At 66.2% G+C, this 24,737-nt stretch carries 27 protein-coding genes; 17 read left to right on the top strand and 10 right to left on the bottom strand.

The genetic code is table 11. From position 1 onward, the window contains the following. Positions 1-65: 65 nt before the first annotated feature. The 7 genes from dapF to AABQ55_RS01185 all read left to right on the top strand — a co-directional run bounded on the left by dapF (position 66) and on the right by AABQ55_RS01185 (position 8,790). Positions 66-965: a diaminopimelate epimerase gene (dapF, locus tag AABQ55_RS01215; protein WP_272806948.1), complete on the top strand. Its 900-nt coding sequence runs from the start codon at positions 66-68 to the stop codon at positions 963-965. Beyond that, positions 962-2,239 (top strand): tRNA (N(6)-L-threonylcarbamoyladenosine(37)-C(2))-methylthiotransferase MtaB, encoded by a 1,278-nt coding sequence (gene mtaB, locus AABQ55_RS01210; protein WP_272806947.1) that lies wholly within the window; start codon positions 962-964, stop codon positions 2,237-2,239. Before dapF ends, mtaB begins: the two co-directional genes overlap by 4 nt. Positions 2,240-2,253: 14 nt before the next feature. Next, a complete protein-coding gene (gene ftsY, locus AABQ55_RS01205; RefSeq protein WP_272806946.1) occupies positions 2,254-3,777 on the top strand; it encodes a signal recognition particle-docking protein FtsY in 1,524 nt (507 codons plus the stop codon). Next, positions 3,774-4,424, top strand: coding sequence for a septation protein A (locus AABQ55_RS01200; RefSeq protein ID WP_272806945.1), 651 nt, complete (start codon positions 3,774-3,776; stop codon positions 4,422-4,424). The genes ftsY and AABQ55_RS01200 overlap by 4 nt, the downstream gene beginning before the upstream one ends. Positions 4,425-4,540: 116 nt before the next feature. Continuing rightward, complete coding sequence (locus AABQ55_RS01195) at positions 4,541-6,103, top strand: alkaline phosphatase D family protein (RefSeq protein WP_272806944.1); 1,563 nt, start codon at positions 4,541-4,543, stop codon at positions 6,101-6,103. 134 nt (positions 6,104-6,237) lie between these two features. Then, positions 6,238-8,067: a translational GTPase TypA gene (typA, locus tag AABQ55_RS01190; RefSeq protein ID WP_272806943.1), complete on the top strand. Its 1,830-nt coding sequence runs from the start codon at positions 6,238-6,240 to the stop codon at positions 8,065-8,067. Between the two features lie 216 nt (positions 8,068-8,283). After that, complete coding sequence (locus AABQ55_RS01185) at positions 8,284-8,790, top strand: GNAT family N-acetyltransferase (RefSeq protein ID WP_244769301.1); 507 nt, start codon at positions 8,284-8,286, stop codon at positions 8,788-8,790. A gap of 16 nt (positions 8,791-8,806) precedes the next feature. Here AABQ55_RS01185 and AABQ55_RS01180 read toward each other — a convergent pair whose 3' ends face one another. Beyond that, the gene (locus AABQ55_RS01180) at positions 8,807-9,409 is read right to left on the bottom strand and encodes a hypothetical protein (RefSeq protein ID WP_272806942.1); all 603 of its coding nucleotides are present in this window, start codon (positions 9,407-9,409) and stop codon (positions 8,807-8,809) included. A 134-nt stretch (positions 9,410-9,543) separates the two neighbouring features. On the opposite strand from AABQ55_RS01180, the gene ppa reads away from it, so the two are divergent. Beyond that, positions 9,544-10,080 (top strand): inorganic diphosphatase, encoded by a 537-nt coding sequence (ppa, locus tag AABQ55_RS01175; RefSeq protein ID WP_064331766.1) that lies wholly within the window; start codon positions 9,544-9,546, stop codon positions 10,078-10,080. A 5-nt stretch (positions 10,081-10,085) separates the two neighbouring features. Here the strand turns inward: ppa and AABQ55_RS01170 are convergent, their stop codons facing one another. The 8 genes from AABQ55_RS01170 to hemC form a co-directional block, all read right to left on the bottom strand. Then, the gene (locus tag AABQ55_RS01170; RefSeq protein ID WP_244769303.1) at positions 10,086-10,412 is read right to left on the bottom strand and encodes a DUF167 domain-containing protein; all 327 of its coding nucleotides are present in this window, start codon (positions 10,410-10,412) and stop codon (positions 10,086-10,088) included. Continuing rightward, positions 10,409-10,705: a YggT family protein gene (locus AABQ55_RS01165; protein WP_133034532.1), complete on the bottom strand. Its 297-nt coding sequence runs from the start codon at positions 10,703-10,705 to the stop codon at positions 10,409-10,411. Before AABQ55_RS01165 ends, AABQ55_RS01170 begins: the two co-directional genes overlap by 4 nt. Before the next feature lie 125 nt (positions 10,706-10,830). Continuing rightward, positions 10,831-11,547 carry a glutamine amidotransferase gene (locus tag AABQ55_RS01160; protein ID WP_272806941.1) on the bottom strand — a complete coding sequence of 239 codons (717 nt, stop codon included), beginning with the start codon at positions 11,545-11,547 and terminating at the stop codon, positions 10,831-10,833. Positions 11,548-11,550: 3 nt separating this feature from the next. Next, entirely contained in the window at positions 11,551-12,036 is a 486-nt protein-coding gene (locus tag AABQ55_RS01155; RefSeq protein ID WP_244769305.1) for a tellurite resistance TerB family protein, read from the bottom strand. A gap of 96 nt (positions 12,037-12,132) precedes the next feature. After that, positions 12,133-13,740, bottom strand: coding sequence for a heme biosynthesis protein HemY (locus tag AABQ55_RS01150; RefSeq protein ID WP_272806940.1), 1,608 nt, complete (start codon positions 13,738-13,740; stop codon positions 12,133-12,135). Positions 13,741-13,753: 13 nt separating this feature from the next. Continuing rightward, the gene (locus AABQ55_RS01145) at positions 13,754-15,043 is read right to left on the bottom strand and encodes a COG4223 family protein (RefSeq protein ID WP_272806939.1); all 1,290 of its coding nucleotides are present in this window, start codon (positions 15,041-15,043) and stop codon (positions 13,754-13,756) included. Between the two features lie 98 nt (positions 15,044-15,141). Further along, a complete protein-coding gene (locus AABQ55_RS01140) occupies positions 15,142-15,867 on the bottom strand; it encodes a uroporphyrinogen-III synthase (protein ID WP_272806938.1) in 726 nt (241 codons plus the stop codon). Positions 15,868-15,872: 5 nt separating this feature from the next. Further along, positions 15,873-16,802, bottom strand: a complete 930-nt coding sequence (gene hemC, locus AABQ55_RS01135; protein WP_272806937.1) for a hydroxymethylbilane synthase — start codon at positions 16,800-16,802, stop codon at positions 15,873-15,875. Between the two features lie 75 nt (positions 16,803-16,877). On the opposite strand from hemC, the gene tsaD reads away from it, so the two are divergent. From tsaD to AABQ55_RS01110, 5 genes are read left to right on the top strand one after another with little or no spacing between them, the layout of a single operon-like run. Further along, complete coding sequence (tsaD, locus tag AABQ55_RS01130; protein WP_272806936.1) at positions 16,878-17,972, top strand: tRNA (adenosine(37)-N6)-threonylcarbamoyltransferase complex transferase subunit TsaD; 1,095 nt, start codon at positions 16,878-16,880, stop codon at positions 17,970-17,972. Further along, entirely contained in the window at positions 17,969-18,955 is a 987-nt protein-coding gene (locus AABQ55_RS01125) for an NAD(P)H-dependent glycerol-3-phosphate dehydrogenase (RefSeq protein WP_272806935.1), read from the top strand. Before tsaD ends, AABQ55_RS01125 begins: the two co-directional genes overlap by 4 nt. A gap of 34 nt (positions 18,956-18,989) precedes the next feature. Then, on the top strand, positions 18,990-19,283 hold the full coding sequence (locus tag AABQ55_RS01120; protein ID WP_050745545.1) for a YciI-like protein: 294 nt from the start codon (positions 18,990-18,992) through the stop codon (positions 19,281-19,283). Between the two features lie 5 nt (positions 19,284-19,288). Continuing rightward, entirely contained in the window at positions 19,289-19,720 is a 432-nt protein-coding gene (locus tag AABQ55_RS01115; protein ID WP_272806934.1) for an EVE domain-containing protein, read from the top strand. A 55-nt stretch (positions 19,721-19,775) separates the two neighbouring features. Beyond that, the gene (locus AABQ55_RS01110) at positions 19,776-20,438 is read left to right on the top strand and encodes a class I SAM-dependent methyltransferase (protein ID WP_272806933.1); all 663 of its coding nucleotides are present in this window, start codon (positions 19,776-19,778) and stop codon (positions 20,436-20,438) included. Between the two features lie 15 nt (positions 20,439-20,453). Here AABQ55_RS01110 and AABQ55_RS01105 read toward each other — a convergent pair whose 3' ends face one another. Further along, positions 20,454-20,918 carry a hypothetical protein gene (locus AABQ55_RS01105; RefSeq protein WP_272806932.1) on the bottom strand — a complete coding sequence of 155 codons (465 nt, stop codon included), beginning with the start codon at positions 20,916-20,918 and terminating at the stop codon, positions 20,454-20,456. Positions 20,919-21,218: 300 nt separating this feature from the next. Here AABQ55_RS01105 and sdhC point away from each other — a divergent pair, with 300 nt between their 5' ends. The 4 genes from sdhC to AABQ55_RS01085 are packed head-to-tail and all read left to right on the top strand — an operon-like array spanning position 21,219 to position 24,648. Beyond that, complete coding sequence (gene sdhC / locus AABQ55_RS01100; protein ID WP_272806931.1) at positions 21,219-21,611, top strand: succinate dehydrogenase, cytochrome b556 subunit; 393 nt, start codon at positions 21,219-21,221, stop codon at positions 21,609-21,611. 10 nt (positions 21,612-21,621) lie between these two features. Continuing rightward, on the top strand, positions 21,622-22,002 hold the full coding sequence (sdhD, locus tag AABQ55_RS01095) for a succinate dehydrogenase, hydrophobic membrane anchor protein (RefSeq protein WP_272806930.1): 381 nt from the start codon (positions 21,622-21,624) through the stop codon (positions 22,000-22,002). Between the two features lie 6 nt (positions 22,003-22,008). Continuing rightward, on the top strand, positions 22,009-23,850 hold the full coding sequence (sdhA, locus tag AABQ55_RS01090) for a succinate dehydrogenase flavoprotein subunit (RefSeq protein WP_244769318.1): 1,842 nt from the start codon (positions 22,009-22,011) through the stop codon (positions 23,848-23,850). Positions 23,851-23,868: 18 nt separating this feature from the next. Further along, positions 23,869-24,648 (top strand): succinate dehydrogenase iron-sulfur subunit, encoded by a 780-nt coding sequence (locus AABQ55_RS01085; RefSeq protein WP_244769319.1) that lies wholly within the window; start codon positions 23,869-23,871, stop codon positions 24,646-24,648. Positions 24,649-24,737 lie beyond the last annotated feature (89 nt).

Raw genomic sequence — 24,737 nt, 5'->3', positions numbered from 1 at the left:
ATCCGCGGGACTTTCCGCCATATACGGCCGCAACGGGCGCGTTCGGCCCGGATGGGCAGAGTGTAATGACAAAGACGGTCGATTTCGCGAAGATGAACGGACTGGGAAACATGATCCTGGTCGTGGACATGCGCGGCCGCAGCGATGCCGTGACGCCGGAAGCGGCGATCGCGCTCAACGCCGATCCCGCCACCCGCTTCGACCAGATCATGGCGATCCACGATCCGCGGGTCGATGGAACGGACGCCTTCATCGACATCCTCAATTGCGATGGCTCCAAGGCGCAGGCCTGCGGAAACGGTACGCGTTGCGTCGTGCAGGCGCTCGCCGCCGAAACGGGCAAGAAGGTCTTCACCTTCCAGACCGTCGCCGGCATCCTGAATGCCGTAGAGCACGAGGACGGCACGATTTCCGTCGACATGGGCAGGCCGGTCTTCGACTGGAACCGCATCCCGCTCGCTGAAGAATTCTTCGACACGAGCCGGATCGAACTGCAGATCGGGCCGATCGACGCGCCCGTGCTGCATTCGCCGGCCGCCATGTCGATGGGCAATCCGCATGCCGTCTTCTGGGTCGACCGCGATCCGATGAGCTTCGAACTCGAACGCTTCGGCCCCCTGCTGGAAAACCATCCGATGTTCCCCGAAAAGGCGAATATCACGCTGGCGCAGGTGACGTCCCCCACCTCCATGACGACCCGCACCTGGGAGCGCGGCGCCGGCCTGACGCTCGCCTGCGGCTCGGCTGCCTGTGCTGCCGGCGTTTCCGGCGCGCGCACGGGCCGCACAGGCCGCAAGGTCGCGATTACCGTCGCCAGCAGCCCGAACCGCGGCGTGCTCACCATCGAATGGCGCGGGGACGATCACGTCGTCATGACCGGGCCGGCCGAATGGGAGTGGTCGGGCATGCTCGATCCTTCGACCGGCGCCTTCCGCCGGGATGACGCCGAGGCGGCCGCCCTTTGAGCGGCGTTGCGGTCATAACCTTCGGCTGTCGGCTCAACACCTACGAATCGGAAGTGATGCGCGCCGAGGCCGAGAAGGCGGGGCTGAACAATGCCGTGCTGGTGAACACCTGCGCCGTGACGGGCGAGGCCGTGCGCCAGGCGCGCCAGGCGATCCGCCGGGCCCGGCGGGACAATCCGCATGCCCGCATCATCGTCACCGGCTGCGCGGCGCAGACGGAGAAGCACACCTTTGCCGACATGCCGGAAGTCGACGCGGTGCTCGGCAACGAGGAGAAGCTGAAAAGCGCCGCCTACCGCGCGCTGCCGGATTTCGGCGTTTCGTCGGAAGAGAAGCTGCGCGTCAACGACATCATGAGCGTGCGCGAGACCGCGCCGCAGATGGTGAAGCTGATCGACGGCCATGTGCGCGCCTTCGTGCAGGTGCAGAACGGCTGCGACCACCGCTGCACCTTCTGCATCATCCCCTATGGCCGGGGCAATTCCCGCTCCGTGCCGATGGGCGCGGTGGTCGAACAGGCGCGAAAACTCACCGAGAGCGGCTACTGCGAGATCGTGCTGACCGGCGTCGACGCCACCAGCTACGGCGCGGACCTGCCGGGCCGGCCGAGCCTCGGCTCTCTCGCCAAGACGCTGCTGAAGCAGGTGCCGGACATCCGGCGTCTTCGCCTCTCCTCGATCGACAGCATCGAGGCGGACGACCACCTCTGGGACCTCGTCGCCGACGAGCCGCGCTTCATGCCGCATCTGCATCTGTCGCTCCAGCATGGCGACGACCTGATCCTCAAGCGCATGAAGCGCCGCCATTCCAGCGCCGACGCGCGGGCCTTCTGCGGGCGGGCGCGCGCGCTTCGCCCGGATGCCAGTTTCGGCGCGGACATGATCGCCGGTTTCCCGACCGAGACGGAAGACATGTTCGCCAATGCGGCGCGGCTTGCGGAAGACTGCGGCATCGCCCATCTGCACGTCTTTCCCTACAGCCCGCGCCCCGGCACGCCGGCCGCGCGCATGCCGCAGCTCGATCGCGCTTTGGTCAAGGACCGCGCCAGCCGCCTGCGCGAGACTGGAAAACGGCTCGCCGAGGCCCATCTCGATTCCATGATCGGAAAGCGGGAGATGATCCTCGTCGAGAACAACGGCCTTGCCCACACGGAAAACTTCACGCTCGTCGATGCCGCGGGCCTCAAGCCCCGCGACCTTGTGCCGGTCACGATCACCGGCCACAATGGAAAACACCTGACGATGCGGCCCGAAACCGCCCTCTCGCATAACTAGCGGACACATCCTTCATGGCCCTCGGCTTCATCAAGAAGATCTTCACCTTCGGAAAAGACACCGCCCCCGAGCAGAAGCCGGAGGCGGAAGCGCCGGCCGTCGAGCCGAAGGTCGCCGAGGTCGTGCCTGAACCGGTCGCGGAAAGCCCGGAACCTGCCGTCGTGGGGGAGCGGGACGCGCTGCTCGACGAGGCGGAGGCCGCCAATCCCGAAGCCGCGCAACATGTGCCCGACGAAGCCGAGCCGGACATCTATCCGCTGCCGCACGCTCCGGATCTGCCCGTTGCGGAAGACCCGGTCGCGCCCGCCGAGATGGAGACTGCCGGTGGTCCGGCGGATGACGTGCCGGCGTCCGAGATGGCGGAGGATGTTGTCGAGGAAGAGCCCGCCGCTCCCGTCGAGGAGATCGTCGAGGCGCAGCCCGTAGCGGCGGTGGAAGAGGTTGCCGAGCCGGAGGACGAATTCGTTCCGGCCGAAGAAGCGGCGCCTGCCGAGGCGGAGGACCCGGTCCTCGAAGAGGCGATCCGCAGCGAGCCGAAGGCCGAGGCGCCCGCCCTGCCGAAAGGGTTTGCGACGGCAGCGCGCGAACCTGTCTTGGACGTCCCGGCGCCGCAGGTCAAGCGCACCTGGTTCCAGCGCCTGCGCGAGGGGCTTGCCCGCACCTCCTCGCAGCTCACCGGCCAGATCACCAGCCTCTTCACCAAGCGCAAGCTCGACGACGATACGCTGCAGGACCTCGAGGACCTGCTGATCCAGGCCGATCTCGGCGTGGAGACGGCGCTGCGCATCACCGACACGCTCGCCTCCGAGCGCTATGGCAAGGACGTCACGGGCGCGGATGTGTCGCGCATCATGGCGAGCGAGATCACCAAGGTCCTCGGTCCCGTCGCCAAGCCGCTGGCGCTCGACCTCAACCACAAGCCGCATGTCATCCTCGTCGTCGGCGTCAACGGCACCGGCAAGACGACGACGATCGGCAAGCTCGCGGCCAAGCTCTCGGGCGCGGGCCTGAAGGTGATGATGGCGGCGGGCGATACGTTCCGTGCGGCGGCCATCGAGCAGCTGAAGATCTGGGCGGAGCGCACGGGCTCCGACATCGTCTCCTCGAAGCTCGGCGCGGATGCGGCGGGGCTCGCCTATGAAGCCTATGAGCAGGCGAAGCTGAAGAAGAGCGACGTCTTGATCATCGACACGGCCGGCCGCCTGCAGAACAAGACGGAGCTGATGGCGGAGCTGGAGAAGATCGTGCGCGTGCTCGGCAAGCTCGATCCGGATGCCCCGCACACGGTGCTCCAGACGCTCGATGCGACGACCGGGCAGAATGCCATGAACCAGGTGGAGATTTTCCGCAATGTCGCGGGCGTGACCGGCCTGATCATGACAAAATTGGACGGTACGGCCCGCGGCGGCATCCTTGTGGCGATTGCCGCCAAGCACAAGCTGCCGGTCTATTTCATCGGCGTCGGGGAGGGGATCGACGATCTCGAACCCTTCGAGGCGAAGGATTTCGCGGAAGCGATCGCAGGAGTTGAGGCATGAGCAAGGCAACGCTGGACGCCCCGGCCAAGGCGGAGGAGAAGATCAGCCCGCTCCTCAAGATGGTGCTGGAGCTCGGGCCCCTCGTCGTCTTTTTCTTCGCCAATTCCCGCGGCGAGTGGCTGGCCGCGCAGTTTCCGGTTCTGGCCGAAATGGGCGGACCGATCTTCATCGCTACGGGCCTCTTCATGGCGGCGACGGCGATCGCCCTCGTCGTCTCCTGGATCCTGACGCGCACCCTGCCGATGATGCCGCTGATCTCCGGCATCGTCGTCTTCGTCTTCGGCGCGCTGACGCTCTGGCTGCAGAACGATACCTTCATCAAGATGAAGCCGACCATCGTCAATTCGCTGTTCGGCGTGATCCTGCTCGGCGGCCTTCTCTTCGGCAAGTCGCTGCTCGGCTACGTCTTCCACGCCGCCTTCAGGCTCACCGACGAGGGCTGGCGCAAGCTCACGCTGCGCTGGGGCCTGTTCTTCGTCTTCCTCGCGGTGCTGAACGAGGTGGTGTGGCGCTCCTTCTCGACGGATTTCTGGGTGGCCTTCAAGGTCTGGGGCACCATGCCCATCACCATTCTCTTCACGCTGTCGCAGATGCCGCTGATCATGCGCCACTCCGTCGAGCAGCCGGAAGAGGGCAAGGTGCCCTGAGGCGCGTCATCGTCCTGTCACCGAATCTTGGGTGAACCGTCATCCTCCCGTTACCGGACTGACATGCCCGGGACTCATGGTCTGCCCGTCGATTCGCGGGCTTGGCCGGAGGTGGCATGGCGATTGTTCCCGAGACGCTGACACGGCGCTCGTTCCTTCTCACCGCAGGGGCAGGTGCGCTCGCGGCCTCCTCGGCGCTGGCCGTTCCCTACTATGCGCGGCGCCATGGCAGCCCGGTCTTTTCGCACGGCGTGCAGTCGGGCGATGTCGATTGCTCCTCCGGTATGGTCTGGGCGCGGGTGGACCGGCCGGCGGAGGTGACGCTGGAATATTCGACCACCGAGAGTTTCCTGAATGCCTCCCGCCTGCCTGTCGGGAAGGCGACGATCGCGTCCGACAACACGGTCAAGGCGATGCTGCAGGGTCTCCTGCCGGACCAGGACATCTTCTATCGCTTCACCGCCAGCGATCCCTATTCCAGCCATCTCGTCTCCGAGCCGGTCGTCGGGCGCTTCCGCACCGCGCCGATGCGCAGGCGCTCGGTGCGTTTCGTCTGGTCGGGCGACACCGCCGGGCAGGGCTGGGGCATCGACGATGTCGGCATGAAGACCTATTCGACCATGCTGCGGCACGAGCCGGATTTCTTCATCCATTCCGGCGACACTGTCTATGCCGACGGTCCGATCCCCGACGAGATCCGGCTGCGGGATGGCGGGATCTGGAAGAACCGCATCGTCACCGACGAGAAGCGCAACGTGGCGCGCACGCTGGACGAGTTTCGCGGCCAGTGGAAATACAATCTGCTCGACGAGCACCTTCTGTCTTTCAACACGCAATGCCCGACCTTTTTCCAGTGGGATGACCATGAGGTGCTCAACAACTGGTCGGAATCGAGTGACCTTTCCGGCGACCGGCGCTATCCGGAAAAGGAGATCGGCGTCTACGAGGCCCGCGCCCGGCGCGCCTTCCACGAGATGACGCCGATCCGCTATTTTCCAACCGAGCCCGGCCGCATTTTCCGCAAGATCGCCTACGGGCCGCTGCTCGACGTCTTCTTCGTCGACCTGCGCTCCTATCGCAGCCCGAACCGGGGCGGTACGGAAAACGGCCTGTTCGGCTGGCGGCAGGCGGATTGGCTGCGGCGGGAACTGGCGGCTTCGCGCGCCGTGTGGAAGGTCATCGCCTGCGACATGCCGCTCGGCCTCGTCATCTGGGACGACTATGCCAACAGCCTCGGTTACGAGGGTGTCGCCGATGGCCTCAACGGCCCGCCGGCGGCGCGCGAGCGGGAGATCGCCGATCTCCTCTCCTTCATGCGTGACAATGCGGTCCACAACGTCGTCTGGCTGACGGCGGACGTGCACTATACGGCCGCGCACCACTACGATCCGTCTCGGGCGAAATTCCAGGAGTTCCATCCGTTCTGGGAATTCGTCTCGGGGCCGCTGCATTCCGGCACCTACGGGCCGAAACCGCTCGACATGACCTTCGGGCCGGAGGTGCGGTTCATCAAGTCGTCCAGGGGCGGCATCGACAGCAACCTGCCGCCCTCGGCCGGCCTGCAATTCTTCGGCCTCGTCGACATCAACGGGACGAGCGAGGAAATGACAGTGCGCCTGATGGACCGGGAAGACCTTGAACTCTGGAACATCACGCTGCCGCCGGTGCGCGCCTCGTGAGGCCGGGCCCTGCGCGGCGCGGGCAACAGAGTTGCGCCCCGCCTCTTTCGCATTTGCGGAAAAACATGTAAGAGCCCGGCCATTGAAGACGGCGCCCCCCTATACCGCGCGCCCCGAACCTCAGAGATTAAACCATGTCCATCCGCAATATCGCGATCATCGCGCACGTCGACCATGGCAAGACCACGCTTGTCGACGAGCTCCTGAAACAGTCTGGCTCGTTCCGTGAAAACCAGCGCGTCGCCGAACGCGTGATGGACTCGAACGATCTCGAAAAGGAACGCGGCATCACCATTCTCGCCAAGGCCACCTCGGTCGAGTGGAAAGGTCACCGCATCAACATCGTCGACACACCCGGCCACGCCGACTTCGGCGGCGAGGTGGAACGAATCCTCTCGATGGTGGACGGCGCGATCGTCCTCGTCGACTCGTCGGAAGGCCCGATGCCGCAGACGAAGTTCGTCGTCGGCAAGGCTCTCAAGGTTGGTTTGAAGCCGATCGTCGCGATCAACAAGATCGACCGCCCGGACGGCCGCCACGAGGAAGTGCTGAACGAGGTGTTCGACCTCTTCGCCAATCTCGACGCCACCGACGAGCAGCTTGACTTCCCGATCCTCTACGGCTCGGGCCGCAACGGCTGGATGAACGTCAACCCGGAGGGCCCGACCGACGAAGGCATGGCCCCGCTGCTCGACCTCGTCTTGAAGCATGTGCCGGAGCCGACGGTTGCCGAAGGCCCGTTCCGCATGATCGGCACGATCCTCGAAGCCAACCCCTTTCTCGGCCGCATCATCACCGGCCGCATCCATTCGGGCTCGATCAAGCCGAACCAGACCGTCAAGGTTCTCGGCCAGGACGGCCAGCTCATCGAAAACGGCCGCATCTCGAAGATCCTCGCCTTCCGCGGCATCGAGCGCACGGCGATCGAAGAGGCCCATGCCGGCGATATCGTCGCCATCGCGGGCCTCACCAAGGGCACGGTCGCCGACACGTTCTGCGACCCCTCGGTTTCTGAAGCCTTGAAGGCGCAGCCGATCGACCCGCCGACCGTCACCATGTCCTTCATCGTCAACGATTCGCCGCTCGCCGGCACCGAGGGCGACAAGGTGACGAGCCGCGTCATCCGCGACCGCCTGTTCAAGGAAGCCGAAGGCAATGTCGCGCTGAAGATCGAAGAGTCGGGCGACAAGGATTCGTTCTTCGTCTCCGGCCGCGGCGAATTGCAGCTTGCCGTCCTCATCGAAACCATGCGCCGCGAAGGCTTCGAGCTTGCCGTGTCGCGTCCGCGCGTCGTCATGCACAAGGACGAGGCGACCGGCCAGATGCTGGAGCCGATCGAGGAAGTCGTCATCGACGTCGACGAGGAGCATTCCGGCGTCGTCGTGCAGAAGATGTCGGAGCGCAAGGCCGAGATGGTCGAGCTACGCCCCTCCGGCGGCAACCGCGTCCGCCTCGTCTTCTTCGCGCCGACCCGCGGCCTCATCGGCTACCAGTCGGAGCTTCTGACCGACACGCGCGGCACGGCGATCATGAACCGCCTGTTCCACGACTACCAGCCCTACAAGGGCGAGATCGGCGGCCGCGTCAACGGCGTGCTGCTCGCCAACGAAGCGGGCGAGGCCGTCGCCTACGCGCTGTTCAACCTGGAAGACCGCGGCCCGATGGTCATCGACGCGGGCGAGAAGGTCTATATGGGCATGATCGTCGGCATCCACACGCGCGACAACGACCTTGAAGTAAACGTGCTGAAGGGCAAGAAGCTCACCAACATCCGCGCCGCCGGCAAGGACGAAGCCGTCCGCCTGACGCCGCCGATCAAGATGACGCTGGAGCGCGCGCTCTCCTGGATCCAGGACGACGAACTCGTCGAAGTCACGCCGAAGTCCATCCGCCTGCGCAAGCTCTATCTCGACCCGAACGACCGCAAGCGATTCGAAAAGCAGCGCTCGGCCGGCGCGGCATAAGCGAAACGCATCCGAAGCGGAATATTTTCGAACCCCGGTCCCCTCACAATGGGCGCCGGGGTTTTTCATGTGTGTGTCATCGTTTTACGACTTGTGACGTTTGTTAAAAAAGCGTTAACTTTTCCGTGCGCCGCCCGGAACTCGCCTGTGGGCAAGGGAAGCCTCCGCGCCCTTGCGGGATTCCGGTGGAATCGGCGCCGGAATATGAGTCGTGTTATGAAGACACTGTCGATCGATGTGCGGCGCGCCGAGCCGCAGGACGCACGCGCGATATCCGAGACGCATCGGGTATCGTGGCTGCAGGCCTATGGCGGCCTCATTCCGCACAAGCCGCTTATCCAGATGGTCGACCGCCGGGGCGAGAGCTGGTGGCGCAAAGCAACGCGCGGTCCCGCGACCTTGCTGGTGCTCGACGTCGCCGGCACGGTGGCGGGTTATGCCACGCTCGGCCTCAACCGCGCCCGGGCGCTGCCGCAGGAAGGCGAGATCTACGAACTCTACCTGCGCCCGGAATACCAGGGCATCGGTCTCGGCCGCCTGCTCTTCGGCGAGGCGCGGCGGCTCCTGAAGTCGCTGGGCTGCGAGGGCCTGATCGTCTGGTGCCTGGAGGACAGCGAGCACGCCGAACGCTTCTTCCGCTCCGCCGGCGGGCGCGACATTGCCGAGGGCATGGAGAATTTCGGCGACAAGGAGCTGAAGAAGCTCGGCTTCATCTGGCCCTAGCGGATTTCGTGCACGCCTATTCGACAGCGGCAGGCAGGTGGCGCACCGGCTCGCCGGCCAGTTTCCCCCGCAGTCCATGCCATTGCGGCTCGTTCAGGCCGCAGGCGAAATCGTGCGCCTCTTCGTCCGCCACCTTGCGGGCGAGCGTGTTGGCGTCCTTGTTCTCCAGGGCGTCGATATAGCCGACGACGCAGCTCGTCGGGTTTTCCGCCGTCGCGATCGTCGAGACGACAAGGACCTGGCCGTAGCGCGTGTCGGTGTCGCTCGTCGTTTCCGGGTCGGAGACGAACCAGCGCACGATGGTCGCCACCGGCCTTCCCGCCGCGATGCGCCATTCGATCTTGGCGTTGGTGTGGTTGAACGGGCCGAAGCTCTCGAAGGCCTCGTCGAGCCAGGCCTTGCTGATCGGGCCGTAGGCCTGGCTCTGGCGGAGGTCGCCTTCCTTGAAATAGACCGCGAGATCCTTGTAACCGGCGCATTCAAGGGTGACGCTCGGGCCCTCGTCCTCCTGCGAAAGCGTCTTGCAGGCATCGAGGTTACGCTCGGAATAGGCGCTCTCGTTGGCCTTGGCGGCCGAGGCGGCGAGGGCGGCGGCAAAGAGAAGGGGCATCAGGCGCATGATCATCCTCCAGTCTTCAAGGAGACGGGGAAGGCGCGCCGTCTATTCGCCTCCGGCGAAAGTCATGTTGCGCTGCAATGGGATTCGCATTAGGAAGCCCGCGAACAGAACCATTCCACCTGAGGGAGCCCCCCATGCGTATCGATGCGATTTCCGTTGGCAAGAACCCGCCGGATGACGTGAACGTCATTGTCGAGGTGCCGGTCGGCGGCCATCCGATCAAGTACGAGATGGACAAGGAAGCCGGCGCGCTCGTCGTCGACCGTTTCCTCTATACGCCGATGACCTATCCCGGCAACTACGGCTTCGTGCCGCACACGCTCTCGGAAGACGGCGACCCGATCGACGTCCTGATCGCCAACACCCGCCCGCTCGTTCCGGGCTGCGTCATCAATGTGCGCCCGATCGGCGTCATGGTCATGGAAGACGATGGCGGCAAGGACGAGAAGATCATCGCCGTTCCGGTGCCGAAGCTGACGCGCCGCTACGACAAGGTCGAGAACTACACTGACCTGCCGGAGATCACGCTGAAGCAGATCGAGCACTTCTTCGAGCACTACAAGGATCTGGAGCCCGGCAAGTGGGTGAAGATCGCCGGCTGGCAGGACGTTACCGTCGCCAAGAAGATGATCCTGGAGGCCGTCGAGCGCTATCAGGCGAGCAAGAAGTAGGCGCTTCAATGCGCTCCGGCGCGCTCGAGCCTTGAAACGATATCCTCCGGGTCGCCGTCGATCCGGAGGATTTTCTTTCTCTGGGTGTCGCCGCTGACAAGACTCACGGCGGACTTTGCAACGCCGGCAGCCTTGGCGATCAGCGCCACCAGCGCCTTGTTTGCCTTGCCCTTGTCCGGCGGGTCGCTGACGCGGGCCTTGAGGTAGCGTTCGCCGTCGGCGCCGGTTTCCCAGCCGTCGATTGCATCGCGGCCGCCGTTCGGCGTCAGCCGCACCGTCAGGCGCACATGGTCGCCATGGCGGCGGAGCGCAGCGCCCGCCTGCTCGGTCACGGCGCCAGGAGGGCCGGTGCCAGCACGCTGCGGATCACCTGCTCCAGGAAGAACAGGATGACGAGCACGACGAGCGGCGAAAGGTCGACGCCGCCGAAATTCGGCAGGACGCGGCGGATCGGGCGGTAGATCGGCTCGGTCAGCTGGTAGAGCGAGCGACCGATGGTGGCGATCACCTGATTGTTCGCGTTGATGACGTTGAAGGCATAGAGCCAGGAGAAGATCGCCGAGGCGATCACCAGGAACCACGCTATGCTGATGATGAACAATAGGGTGTTGATGACCGCTATCATTGATGTCTCCAATTGGTTTCGTCTCGACATGTAGCCATTGCGCGCCCTGCCAGCAAGGCCGGGTGCCGGGCGGTGCGGCAACATGTTTAATGGCGCGGGGCCTGACGCCGCCGCGGCAAGCGTCCTTACGCCTCGTGGAAGATGCGCTCGAGGAAGGACGTCATCCAGAGGCGGAGCGCCGCATCGTGCAGGAGGCGCCCGTCGAGATGGGCACGGCCGACCTGCGCGCCCGGCAATTCGAAACGGTGCGCGCCGCGCACCACCCAGCGGTGCATCATGGCGAGCGTCAGTTCGCCGTGGAACTGGATGCCCCAGGCATTGTCGCCGTAGCGGAAGGCCTGGTTCTCGTAGTGATGGCCGGTGGCGAGCAGCGTCGCGTCCCGCGGCAGGTCGAAGCCTTCGCGATGGAACTGGTAGACCATGTCCGGCCAGGGCATCAGCGCCGCGCCTGCCTTCGTCGCCGCCAGCGGATACCAGCCGATCTCCGTCCAGCCCTCCGCATGGCCGAAGACCGTGCCGCCGAGGTTCTTCACCAGCATCTGCGCGCCGAGGCAGATGCCGAGGAAGGGGCGGTTCTCGGAAAGCGGCACGGAGAGCCAGTCGATCTCCGCGCGCACATAGGCCTCGTCGTCATTGGCGCTCATCGGCCCGCCGAAGACGACCGCGCCCGCATGGTGGGACAGCGTGGCGGGCAGCGGATCGCCAAGCACGGGACGGCGGATATCCAGCGCATGGCCCATCGCCTGGAGGATCTGCCCGACGCGGCCGGGACTGGAGGTCTCCTGGTGCAGGACGATCAGGACGGGGCGCTTGAGGCGCGGCTTGCGGGGAAAATCGAGCATGGCTCAGCCTTCGTCCGGTTCCTCCGGGCCCGTTGCGGCGCCCACCCGTTCGGCCACTTCCTGCCGCTTCATGATGCGCTCCCGGCCGGAGACGCCAAGCAGGTCCGCGATGCGCCAGATGGCGTGGTCCTCCATCTCGCTACGCTCGCCGTCGGCATAGACGATCTCCCAGAGCAGGCCGATCAGATCGACGCGCTGCTCCTCCGAAAGCTGGCGCTTCAGCTCCGAGGTGAAGCGGAAGAAATCGATCGCCTCGCTCTCGGCATCGGTGCCGGCGGCGACCAGCGCCTCGAGCTCGGTCTCGTCGAGGCCGTAGAAATCCTTCAGGCGGACCCGCAGCGCCTTCTTCTCGACGTCGAGGATCTTGCCGTCCGCTTCCATCACCTGGATGCAGAGCGCCATGACGGCGACCCGCGGATCGTCGGCGGCAAAGGCCGGTCTGTCACCACCGGAAAGGCTCGCCAGAAACTGCTGCAAGCGTTCGAACATTCAGTGTCGCCCCGTTCCTCAAGCCCTGGAATATTGCCGTTTCTTTCCGATCTTTGAAACCGACGCCGAAGCGACTTCGCTTCAGCTGGAAATGCTCTAGAACAAGCGGAAGCCGCTTGTCCCGTCCCGTTTGACCGCGCCTTCCTTGACGCCCGGATCGTCGGGCAGGCCGAAGAAGGGACGCTCTTCTTCCTCCGGGACCACCGCCTCCTTGATCGTTTCCGGCGTTACGTCCTTCACCGGCGCGGCCTCCACCACCGTGGCGACGACAACGGGCTTTTGCGCGACTTCCACCGTCTCGACCTTCGCCACCTCTTCAACCGGCGTGGCGGGCCTGCTCTCGATGGCGAGCGGCGGCAGGGTGCGGATGGCCTCGTCGACGGCGGCGGTCGAGCCTTCCTCGATCGGCCCGTCGAGCGGGCTGACGGGCGTCTTCCACTCGAAGGCGTCGAGGCGGCCGGTGACCGGCGAGACGGCCCGCCATTCCGGCGCCGTGATGCCGTCGGCCGTCCAGGCTGGATCGCGCGGTGCCTTCAGCGCCTGGTTCATCCAGTGGCGGATGCGGCCCTGGTCGCCCGTCTCGGCATCCTCGATGTCGGCGAGCAGCAGGAACGTGCTTTCGCGGGGCGACAGGCGCGCGGCGGCCTCGGCCTTGCTGCGGGCACGCGCGAAGTCGCGCGTTTCCAGCGCGGCTTCCGCCACGGCATGGAGCGCTTCGGCATTGTTCGGGCGCATCGCCTCGAGCTTTTCCGCCCGCTTCAGGCGGTCGGTCGCCGAATCGCCGCTGCGCGCGCGGACATAGAGCTTCGCGACATCGCCATGGGCCGTCGCCTTCCAGAGTTTTTCCAGGATGGCGGCGGCCTTGCGCAGGTTGTCCTCGCGCAGATAGGCCTTGGCAGCAATGAGGCCGGCGGGCACGAAGGTCTCGTCGAGCTTCAGCGCCTGCTGGGCGTCCTCGCGCGCGCCCTTCGGGTCGGCGTCGAGCCTTGCGGCGGCGCGGGCGGTGAGCAGCACGACCTTGCGGCGGGCATGCGTCTTCTTCTCCTCGGCCGAGCCGGAGCGGCCGTCGCCGAGAAGCTTCAACGCCTCGTCCCAGTCTCCGGCCTCGGAACGGTATTCCAATGCGGCTTCCGCCGCCCAAGGAAGCTGCGGCGCCTTTTCCGCGGCGCGTTCGGCATATTGCCGGGCCGCCTCGTTGGCGCCGAGCCGGCGGGCCTCCAGATAGAGGCCGCGCAGGCCGAGTTCGCGCGTTTCCGGATCGTCGGCCATCAGCTCGAATTTCCGGCGCGCGTCGTCGTAGCGGCCCTCGATCATCGCCGCCTGCGCTTCGAGCAGGTGGATGAGCGGCTCCTGGTCGGCGCTCAGAAGCCCCTTGGTGCGGCCCAGCATCTTCCGCGCGCCGGCGGCATCGCCGGCGCCGGCGGCGATCAGGCCGGTGGAGAGCGCCTGGTAGCCGCGGTCGCGCTTGCGGGCGCGGAAATAGCGCTGGATCGAGTGCGGCGAGGTCCAGACGACGCGCACGATCCACCAGGAGAACATCACGGCGGCGACCAGCGAGACGACGAGCGTGGCGGCGACCATCAGGCTCATGTCGGCCCGCTGGCCCTGCCAGATGATGGAGAGCTCGCCGGGGCGGTCGGCAAGCCAGGCGAAGCCGGCGGCAAGCGCGAGGACGAAGAGGGCGAAGACCAGAATGCGAATCATGAAGCCTCTCTCCTCAGCCCTGGTTGCCGGCGGTGCCGGTCGTGGTGCCGCCGGTCGTGCCGCTCAAGGCGCCGGAAACGACGGCGCCGATCAGGTCTTCCACGCTGACACGTTCGTCGAGCTTGCGCTTGTAGTCCGCCGCCGCGGCCTGGCCTTTCTCCGGCAGGGTCTGCCATTCGATCTGCGCGCCCTTGAAATCGCCGTTCTGCAGCTTGTTCTCGATGCGCGCGACCACCGCTTCCGGCGTATCGCCCTCGATGCTGCCGACAGGGCGCACGCGGATCGCCGAGGCGGCGCTCGCCATCAGGCGGTTGAAGATGCCCTGGTCGCCCTCCGGCTGGTGCACGGCGTCGAGAATGGCGTCGGCCGTCGCCTGGAAATCGCGCACGAGATCGGAGCGCGACGGCACGCCGACGGCGGCGTGTTCCCGCAGGCCCGGGAGGGAAGGATCCTCCGGCGAAATGCTGGCAAAGGCTTCCAGTTCGGCGAGATAGGGGCCGCCGCGGTCGATCGCCGTCTTCAGTGCGCTGGCGGCCACGGCCCGCGCCATTTCGATGTCGCTGCGCGGCTCGTCGAGCTTCTGCTCGGCGGCGGCAATGCGCTCGGTGAGCTGGCTTTCCGTCGTGCTGACCGCCTCGGTGGTGCGCGCGATGGCCTCGCGCAGCGCCGCAAGTTCCGTGGTCAGTCGCGCCACGTCGCCTTCGAGCTTGCTGACGGCTTCCGGGTTTGCAGCGGTGGCGCCCGCGCTTTCGCCTGCTGATTTTTCCAGTGCGGCGATCCGCGTCTCGATCGGCTGGAGGTCGACCGGGCTTGCGGCCGAGGTTTCGGCCAAGGTCTCGGACAGCCGCGTCTTCAACGCCTCCACCTCGTTCGTCAGGGTGGAAACGGCGTCGGATTCGCCCGCGCGGTCGGGCTCCAGCGTCGGCAGGTAGCCGCCATATTGCAGGCTTCCGGCGCCCAGGAGCGCGATCAGGCCGCCAAGGATGCCGGCCGCCAGCGTGCCGGCATTGCTGCGTTGCGGTGCCGGCGGTGTCGCGGCGCGCACCGGTTCCTCATAGGTCGTGCGTGCGGGCTCGACCGGCTCGGCCTTTTCCTCGGCGGGCTCGGCGGCGGTTTCGCCTGCCGCAGGTTCCGCCGTCACGGTTTCGGAGGCTTCCGAGGCCTGGCTTTCCGGCGTTTCGGCTTTTGCCGCTTCCTCGGCCGCCAGCGCCTCGTCGCTGACGGAAGCGGGGGTCGCCTCCAGGTCGATCGTCACGGGTTCTTCACCGGTCTTCTTGCGACGGGACGGGGTTTCCGGTTCCATGGCGACCTCCTCGCATTCATGTGCATTGCACTAAACCTAGACAGCGAAGCCAGCGAGGGAAAGACCCTTGCGGCAAATTCATCCGCCGTAGCCTGCCCCTAGAGCAGGTCCAGCAGGCTTTCCTCGTTGGGGGCGGAGGCGACGACGGTGGATGTGGCGAAGCGCTGCGGCACCGCCTTCGCGACATTCGCGCTCATGCAGAGCATCAGCGTCGACAGGAAGCGCTCGGGAATCTCCACGAGCGGGGAAAGCTTGAAGAAGGCCCGCGCGCTTTCGCCGGAATAGAACAGCACGGCATCCGGCACCGGCTTGAGAAGCGCGGTCTCCGTCTCCGTGCGCCGGGGGACGACGGGCACCATGCGGTAGGCTTCCACGGTGCGCAGCGGAATGCCGGCTTCGGTGAGGCGCGTTTCGAAGCCGCGGGCGCGCGGCACGCCGGCGAGATAGAGGATCGGTTCGGCCGGCATGCCGAAATCCCGGCAATGCGCGACGATCATGTCGGCGAGGTCCCTGCCGTTGCCGCCCGGGGTGAGCACGGTGCGGAAGCCTGCCGCACTGGCGGCGTTCGCCGAGGCCTGTCCGACCGAGAAGACCGTGGTCAGGAGGTGACGGTCGAGCGTATCGCCAAGATGGCCGAAGAGACGCGCCACCTCCGCACTGGTGATGGCGATGGCCGAATGCCGCTCCGCGAGCGCCGCCTTCACCGCGTCAAGATCGTGCTGGGGCCTCGACAGCGGCAGGCGGGCGGTCTCGTGGCCCAGCGCCGCGAGCTTGCGGGCGGTGCGGGCCGCCGTCTGTTCCGGGCGAAGGATGAGGACACGCACGCGGTTCAGCCCCAGCTTTCAAAGAAGCCCGCTCCCGCCTTCTCGCGGATCGCCTGTCCCGCCGCCTCGCCGAGCCGGCCGGCCTCGCCTGCCGGGCCGCTCGCCTCAATCTCGTGGTACCGGCTCCCGTCCGGCGTCAGGATCATGCCGTGGAACTGGAGATGCTCGCCCTCGACCGTCGCATAGCCGGCGATCGGCGTGCGACAGGAGCCGTCGAGCGTGGCAAGGAAGCCGCGCTCGCAGGTGACCGCCGCGCGCGTCACCCGGTCGTCGATGGCGGCGAGCAGGTCTTGCGTGCCCTTGTCGCCGACGCGGCTCTCGATACAGATCGCGCCCTGCGCCGGGGCGGGCGGGAAGGAGACGGGATCAAGGATTTCCGTCGGCACGTCGAGCTTGCCGAGGCGCTTCAGGCCGGCATAGGCGAGCAGCGTCGCATCCGCCTGGCCTTCGGCGAGCTTGCCAAGGCGGGTATCGACCTGGCCGCGGAAGACGATGACGTTGAGATCGGGCCGAAGATGCCGGATGAGTGCCTGGCGACGCAGCGAGGCGGAGCCGACGGTCGCGCCCTGCGGCAGGTCGAGGAGGCGGGCGACGCTGCGGCCGATGAACGCGTCGCGCACGTCCTCGCGCGGCAGGAAGGCGGAGAGGTGCAGACCTTCCGGCAGCTTCGTCGGCATGTCCTTTGAGGAGTGCACGGCAAAATCGAGCTCGCCGGAGGAAAGCTGCGCCTCGATCTCCTCGGTGAACAGGCCCTTGCCGCCGATCAGCGCCAGCGAGCGGTCGGTTATGCGGTCGCCCTTGGTCGAGAGCACGACGATCTCGAACATGTCTTCCGGCAGGCCATGCGCCGCCATCAGGCGCGAACGGGTCTCGTAGGCCTGGGCGAGCGCCAGCGGGCTGCCCCGCGTGCCGATCCTGAAAGGTTTTGTTTGCATCCGCCTTGATCCGTTGTTACCGGGATGTCTCGTAACCGGGTTTCCGGCCCATCGCAATCAATTCCCAAGTGCTACATGTCGTCCCATCTGACCATCCTGGGCATCGAAACGAGCTGCGACGAGACCGCTGCGGCCGTGGTCGCGCGCGATGCGGAGGGCAGGGGCGAGATCCTGGGCGAGGTGGTGCTGAGCCAGCTCGAAGAGCACAGCGCCTATGGCGGCGTGGTGCCGGAGATCGCCGCACGCGCCCATGTGGAAGCGCTCGACAGCCTGATTTCCGAGGCGCTGCTGCGGGCGGGGCGCTCACTTGACGATGTCGATGCCATTGCCGCGACGAGCGGGCCGGGGCTGATCGGCGGGCTCATCGTCGGGCTGATGACCGGCAAGGCGATCGCCCGGGCGACGGGCAAGCCGCTCTATGCCGTCAACCATCTGGAAGGCCATGCGCTGACGGCGCGGCTGACGGACGGGCTCTCCTTTCCCTATCTCATGCTGCTCGTCTCCGGCGGCCATACCCAGCTCGTCCTGGTGCGCGGCATCGACGACTACGAGCGCTGGGGCACCACGACCGACGACGCGCTGGGCGAAGCCTTCGACAAGACGGCCAAGCTGCTCGGCCTGCCCTATCCCGGGGGGCCGGCGGTGGAGCGCATGGCGAAGACGGGGAATCCGGAGCGGTTCACCTTCCCGCGGCCGCTCGTCGGCGAGGCGCGGCTCGATTTCTCCTTTTCCGGCCTCAAGACGGCGGTGCGGCAGGCTGCGCAGTCGATCGAGCCGGTGACGGAGCAGGACATCGCCGATATCTGCGCCTCCTTCCAGCGCGCCGTCTCGCGCACGCTGAAGGATCGCATCGGCCGCGGCCTCGAACGGTTCCGCACGCTTTTCCCGGATGTCGAGACGCCGGCGCTGGTCGTTGCCGGCGGGGTGGCGGCCAATGCGGAGCTGCGCGCGACCCTGCAGGTGCTGTGCGACAAGCAGAAATTCCGCTTCATCGCCCCGCCGCTGGCGCTGTGCACCGACAATGCATCCATGATCGCCTGGGCGGGGCTGGAGCGCATGGCGGCCGGCTTTGCGCCCGATGACCTTGCCGTCGCGCCGCGCTCGCGCTGGCCGCTCGACCGCGAGGCGGCGACGATCCTGGGATCCGGCAAGCGGGGAGCCAAGGCATGAGCACCACTCCGAGGATCGCCGTCATCGGCGCGGGTGCCTTCGGCACGGCGCTGGCGAGCGTGGCCGCGGCAAGCGGCGGCGATGCCACGCTGATCGGCCGCGATGCGGTGGCCGTCGACCTGATGCGCGCCTCGCGGCGCAACGAAAAGGCGCTTCCCGGCATCGACCTGCCGCCGACCCTTTCCTTCAGCGCCGATGCGGAGGCGATCCGCGGCGCCGGCATCGTTCTGTTCGCCATGCCCTCGCAGGCCCAGCGCGCGGCGGCACGCTCCCTTGCGGCCCTGCTGGCGCCGGGCATGGCCGTGGTGATCTGCGCCAAGGGCATGGAAAAGGGCACCGGACGGCTGCTGACGGAGGTTCTGGAAGAAGAGCTTCCGGGCCGCGAGATCGCAGTGCTCTCCGGCCCCGGCTTTGCCGCCGACATCGCGAAGGGCCTGCCGACGGCGATGGTGATCGCCGCGCGCACGGCCGAGACCGGCGCCTTGCTGGCGCAGGCCCTTTCCGGGCCGACCTTCCGGCTCTATCCCTCGACCGACCGCATCGGCGTGCAGCTCGGCGGCGCGCTGAAGAACGTGCTGGCGATCGCCTGCGGCATCATCGAGGGGGCCGAGCTTGGCGATTCGGCACGGGCGGCGCTGATTTCGCGCGGGCTTGCGGAACTGTCGCGCTTCGTCGCGGCCCATGGCGGGGAGGGCACCACGGTCACGGGGCTCTCCGGCCTCGGCGATCTCGTTCTGACGGGAACGAGCCACCAGTCGCGCAACCTGCGCTTCGGCATCGCGCTCGGCCGCCATGGCGATGCCGCCGGCTGGTCGGGCGATCTGGTGGAGGGCGCCTTCGCCGCCTCGGTCGCTTCCAGCGTCGCGGCTGAAAAGGGCATCGACATGCCGATCACCGATGCGGTCGCCCGCATCATCGATGGCAGTCTCGACGTGAAGACCGCCATCGGGCAGCTGATGACGCGCCCGATCACCCAGGAATGACACAGCGGCCAGGAACAGAAGGAAGGATCGTTTCATGCATTTCGCATTTCTCTGCCAGGACAAGCCCGGCGCGCTGCAGGTGCGCCTCGATACGCGCCCGGATCACCTCGCCTACCTGAACGGCCTCAATGCGGACGGCAAGCTCGCCTTCGCCGGCCCCTTCCTCGGCGATGACGGCAAGCCGACCGGCAGCCTCGTCGTGGTCAAGGCCGAGACGATCGAGGAGGCACGCCAGATCGCGGAGAACGATCCCTATGCCAAGGCCGGCCTCTTCGCTTCTGTCGAGGTGAAGGCCTGGAACTGGGTCTTCAACAATCCGGAGGCCTGATCCGCATGGCACACTGGCTCTACAAGTCCGAACCCTTCAAGTTCTCCTGGGAGAAGCTGAAGTCGAAAGGGGCGGCCGGCGAGGAATGGGACGGCGTGCGCAACTACCAGGCGCGCAACAACATGCGGGCCATGAAGATCGGCGACAAGGGCTTCTTCTACCACTCCAACGAGGGGCTGGAGATCGTCGGCATCACCGAGGTCTGCGGGCTGTCGCATCCCGATTCGACGGCCGGCGAGGACCCGCGCTGGGATTGCGTCGACATCCGCGCCGTGTGCGACATGCCGAGGCCCGTCTCGCTGAAGGACGTCAAGGCCAATCCGAAGCTCGCCAACATGTCGCTCGTCACCTCCATGCGCCTTTCGGTGCAGCCGGTGACCGAGGAAGAGTGGATCGAGGTCTGCCGCATGGGTGGTCTCGACAAGCCGCCGCGCTGATGGTTCGGCGCCGTATCGCGCGTTCGGGAAACCGGCGCCATGGAGCGATGCTCCGGTGAAGACGGATCCCGAGGTCTTCATCCGCGACAATACGGGCGTGCTCTCCCCGCCGCATGTGCCGGAGGTGACGCTGCATCTTGCCACCGAGGCGCATGACCTCTGGCTGAAGACCGAGGAGGAGCTGGAGGAGATCGGCCTGCCGCCGCCCTTCTGGGCCTTCGCCTGGGCGGGCGGGCAGGGGCTTGCCCGCCATGTGCTGGACCATCCGGCACTGGTGGCCGGAAAGTCGGTGCTGGATTTTGCCAGCGGTTCCGGCCTTGTCGGCATCGCGGCGCGGCTTTCGGGCGCTGCGCCGGTGCTTGCTGCGGATATCGATCCCTGGAGCAAGACCGCGATCCGCCTGAACGCCGCCCTGAACGGCGTCGACCTTGCCCATACGGCCGAAGACATGGTCGGCCGGGACGAGGGCTGGGATGTCGTGCTGGCCGGCGACGTCTTCTATGACCGCGGCTTTGCGGACGTGCTCATTCCCTGGTTCTCCGCCCTTGCTGCCCGGGGCGCCCTGGTGCTCGTCGGCGATCCCGGCCGGGCCTATTGCCCGCGCGAGCGCATGGAGGCGCTCGCCACCTACACGGTGCCGGTGACGCGGGCGCTGGAGGACAGCGAGGTCAAGAAGACGACGGTCTGGCGCTTCGGCGCGAGCCCGGCAAAAGCGTGAGGCTTTTTCCCGCTATCAAAAGCCGGGGCGGATGACGCAGACGCCGGCTTCCCACGAACATCCGTCCTGGCCCGGCGTCACCACGATGACCTTCGGCCCGCGGTTTTCGACGAAGGGGGCATCGATCAGGTCGTCGTAATAGCGATCCCGGTCGATATGGAAATAGATGCCGTTGCCCGGGTCGCGATAGGCCGAGAGGGCGCCGCCATAGAAATTGCGGTCCTTGCGCCAATGGCGATCGTGATGCCGCTCCACCCGGCGGTCGTCGCGGTAGCGCTCGCGCGGGCGCCAGTCGCGGTGCTCGCGCCGCTCGATGCTGCGGCCGATGAAGCTGCCGTTCGACCAGTCCGCGTCGGAATTGTCCGACCAGCCGATATCGGGGCTGCGGTCGCGGGCCGCGGCGGCCGTCATGCCGCCGGCTGCGAGGGCGACCGCAAGCGCTAGAACTTTGGTCGCATGGGACGCTGAAAACAGAGTCATTCTGTCCTGCCTTCCGGATTACGCTTAACAGATCCTTAACGGCAAGATGGGGCAGCGGCCGGCAAAAGTCACGGATTTGGTTATGAATTTTCCCGTTATCGTTAATTGGCGGACCGCGTCCCGGGATGGCACAAAAGCGGCAGGCCGCTTAATCGATTAAATTCATTTTGCACTGCAATGAGGCTTGTGGTTCCGCTTTCCGGTGATTAAACGTCGCAATCACTGCATTGTGCACAACATACTGCAATTCCGGAGAAAATTTGTCCAGTTTATGGCTCTCCGGGGTTCCGTGAGGTTCAGATGGCGAATGTCACTCGAAGCCGGCCGCTCTCGCCGCATCTCCAGGTCTACAAGCCGATCCCGACGATGGTCATGTCCATCGTGCATCGCATAACCGGTGCCGCCCTTTACTTCGGCACGGTGCTCGTTGCCTGGTGGCTAATCGCCGCCGCCTCGGGCGAGGCCTATTTCGACTGGGTCAACTGGTTCTTCGGCACGCTGATCGGCCGCCTCGTGCTCTTCGGCTATACCTGGGCGCTGATGCAACACATGCTGGGCGGCCTTCGCCACTTCATGTGGGACATGGGCCACGGCTACGAGAAGCATTTCGCCACCAGGCTCGCCCTTCTGACCCCGGTCGTCTCCGTCGCCCTGACGGTGCTGATCTGGATCGTCGGCTATCTGGCCCGCTGAGGAGAGTTTCATGGATATGCGCACCCCTCTCGGCAAGGTTCGCGGCCTCGGCTCGGCAAAGGACGGTACGGAGCATTTCTGGCGCCAGCGCCTGACGGCCGTCGCCAACGTTCCGCTTCTCCTGTTCTTCGTCGGCTTCCTGATCTGCTATAACGGCGCTTCCTATGCGGAGGTGACGGCAGCGCTGTCGCACCCGATCGTCGCCGTCCTCATGGGCCTCGTTGTCGTCTCCGGCCTCATCCACATGAAGCTCGGCATGCAGGTCATCATCGAGGACTACGTGCATGCGGAAGGCGTGAAGATCGCGCTCCTCATGCTCAATACCTTCTTCGCGATCCTGGTCGGCGGACTCTGTCTTTTCGCCGTCCTCAAAATCGCTTTCGCAGGATAATCCATCATGGCAGCGATCTCCTCCCCGGCGGCCAACGGCAAGGCCTATAATTACGTGGACCATTCCTTCGACGTGATCGTCGTCGGCGCCGGCGGCGCGGGCCTGCGCGCCACGCTCGGCATGGCCGAGCAAGGCCTCAAGACGGCCTGCATCACCAAGGTCTTCCCGACGCGTTCGCACACCGTCGCCGCCCAGGGCGGCATCGCGGCCTCGCTCAGGAACATGACGCCGGACAGCTGGCAGTGGCATCTCTACGACACCGTCAAGGGTTCCGACTGGCTCGGCGACGTCGACGCCATGCAGTATCTCACCATGGAAGCGCCGAAGGCGGTCTATGAGCTGGAGCATTACGGCGTGCCCTTCTCGCGCAACGAAGAGGGCAAGATCTACCAGCGCCCGTTCGGCGGCCACATGCAGAACTATGGCGAGGGCCCGCCGGTGCAGCGCACCTGCGCGGCCGCCGACCGTACCGGCCACGCCATCCTGCACACGCTCTACGGCCAGTCGCTGCGCAACAATGCGGAATTCTTCATCGAATATTTCGCGCTCGACCTGATCATGTCGGCCGACGGCCGCTGCACCGGCGTCGTCGCCTGGAACCTCGACGACGGCACGATCCATCGCTTCGCGGCCAAGATGGTGGTGCTGGCGACCGGTGGTTACGGCCGCGCCTATTTCTCGGCCACCTCGGCCCACACCTGCACGGGCGACGGCGGCGGCATGATCGCCCGCGCCGGCCTGCCGCTGCAGGACATGGAGTTCGTGCAGTTCCACCCGACCGGCATCTACGGCGCCGGCTGCCTCATCACCGAGGGCGCCCGCGGCGAAGGCGGCTATCTTGTCAACTCGGAAGGCGAGCGCTTCATGGAGCGTTATGCGCCGTCGGCGAAGGACCTCGCTTCGCGCGACGTCGTCTCGCGCTGCATGACGATGGAAATCCGCGAAGGCCGCGGCGTCGGCAAGAACAAGGACCACATCTTCCTGCATCTCGACCACCTCGATCCGGCGGTTCTGCACGAGCGCCTGCCCGGCATTTCCGAGAGCGCGAAGATCTTCGCCGGCGTCGACGTGACGCGCGAGCCGATCCCGGTCCTGCCCACCGTCCACTACAATATGGGCGGCATTCCCACGAATTACTGGGGCGAGGTGCTGAACGCCGACGGCCAGAACCCGGAGCGCATCGCGCCCGGCCTGATGGCGGTTGGCGAGGCGGGCTGTGCCTCGGTGCACGGCGCCAACCGCCTCGGCTCCAACTCGCTGATCGACCTCGTGGTCTTCGGCCGTGCCGCCGCGATCCGCGCCGGCCAGGTGATCGACCGCAACGAGGCGGTGCCGGCGCTCGACATTGCCGCCTGCGACCGGATCATGGATCGCTTCGATCGCCTGCGGAACGCCAATGGCGGCACGCCGACGGCAGTGCTGCGCGACAAGATGCAGCGCACCATGCAGGAAGACGCCGCCGTGTTCCGTACCCAGGAATCGCTGGAAAGCGGCTGCAAGCGCATGACGGCGATCTGGAAGGAAATGCCGGACATCAAGGTCACCGACCGTTCGATGATCTGGAACTCCGACCTCGTCGAGACGCTGGAGCTGGAGAACCTGATGGCGAACGCCATCACCACCGTCTACGGCGCCGAGGCCCGCAAGGAGAGCCGCGGCTCGCATGCCCGCGAGGACTATGCGACCGGTCCGCTCGGCGGCCGCGACGACGTCAACTGGCGCAAGCACACGCTCGCCTGGGTGAACGAGGCGGGCGACGTGACGCTCGACTATCGCCCTGTTCATACCGACCTTATCGCGGACGGGATCGATCCCAAGAAGATCGAGCCCAAGGCCCGCGTCTACTGATCCCGAGGAGAACAGGACATGGTTGAACTCGCTCTCCCGAAAAACTCGCAGCTGACCGAGGGCAAGGTCTGGCCGAAGCCGGCCGGCGCCACCAACACCCGTGAGTTCCGCATCTACCGCTGGAACCCCGATGACGGCAAGAACCCGTCGGTCGACACGTTCTACATCGACGTCGACGACTGCGGCCCGATGGTGCTCGACGCGCTGCTCTACATCAAGAACAAGATCGACCCGACGCTGACGCTGCGTCGCTCGTGCCGCGAGGGCATCTGCGGCTCCTGCGCCATGAATATCGACGGCACCAACACGCTCGCCTGCACCAAGGGCATGGACGAGATCAAGGGTGCGGTGAAGGTCTATCCGCTGCCGCATATGCCGGTCGTCAAGGACCTCGTTCCCGACCTCACGAACTTCTACGCCCAGCACCGCTCGATCGAGCCCTGGCTGAAGACCGTGTCGCCGACGCCGGCGAAGGAGTGGAAGCAGAGCCATGAGGATCGCCTCAAGCTGGACGGCCTCTACGAGTGCATCCTGTGCGCCTGCTGCTCGACCTCCTGTCCGAGCTATTGGTGGAACGGCGACCGCTATCTCGGCCCGGCGGTCTTGCTCCAGGCCTATCGCTGGCTGATCGACAGCCGCGACGAGGCCACCGGCGAGCGCCTCGACAATCTGGAAGACCCCTTCCGTCTCTACCGCTGCCATACGATCATGAACTGCGCCCAGGCCTGCCCGAAGGGCCTCAACCCGGCCAAGGCGATCGGCGAAATCAAGAAGATGCTGGTCGAGCGCCGGCTCTGACCCATATGATGGACATTCACGAAACGTGAGGAGGCGGCCCGACTATTCGGGCCGTTTCGTCTTGATTCGTGCGGGCGATTCACGTTAAT

The organism is Shinella sp. WSD5-1 (assembly GCF_963942435.1).
Lineage (GTDB): Bacteria > Pseudomonadota > Alphaproteobacteria > Rhizobiales > Rhizobiaceae > Shinella > Shinella yambaruensis.
The sequence above is the reverse complement of the archived record's forward strand: the minus strand, read 5'-3'. Positions and strand labels throughout refer to the sequence as shown.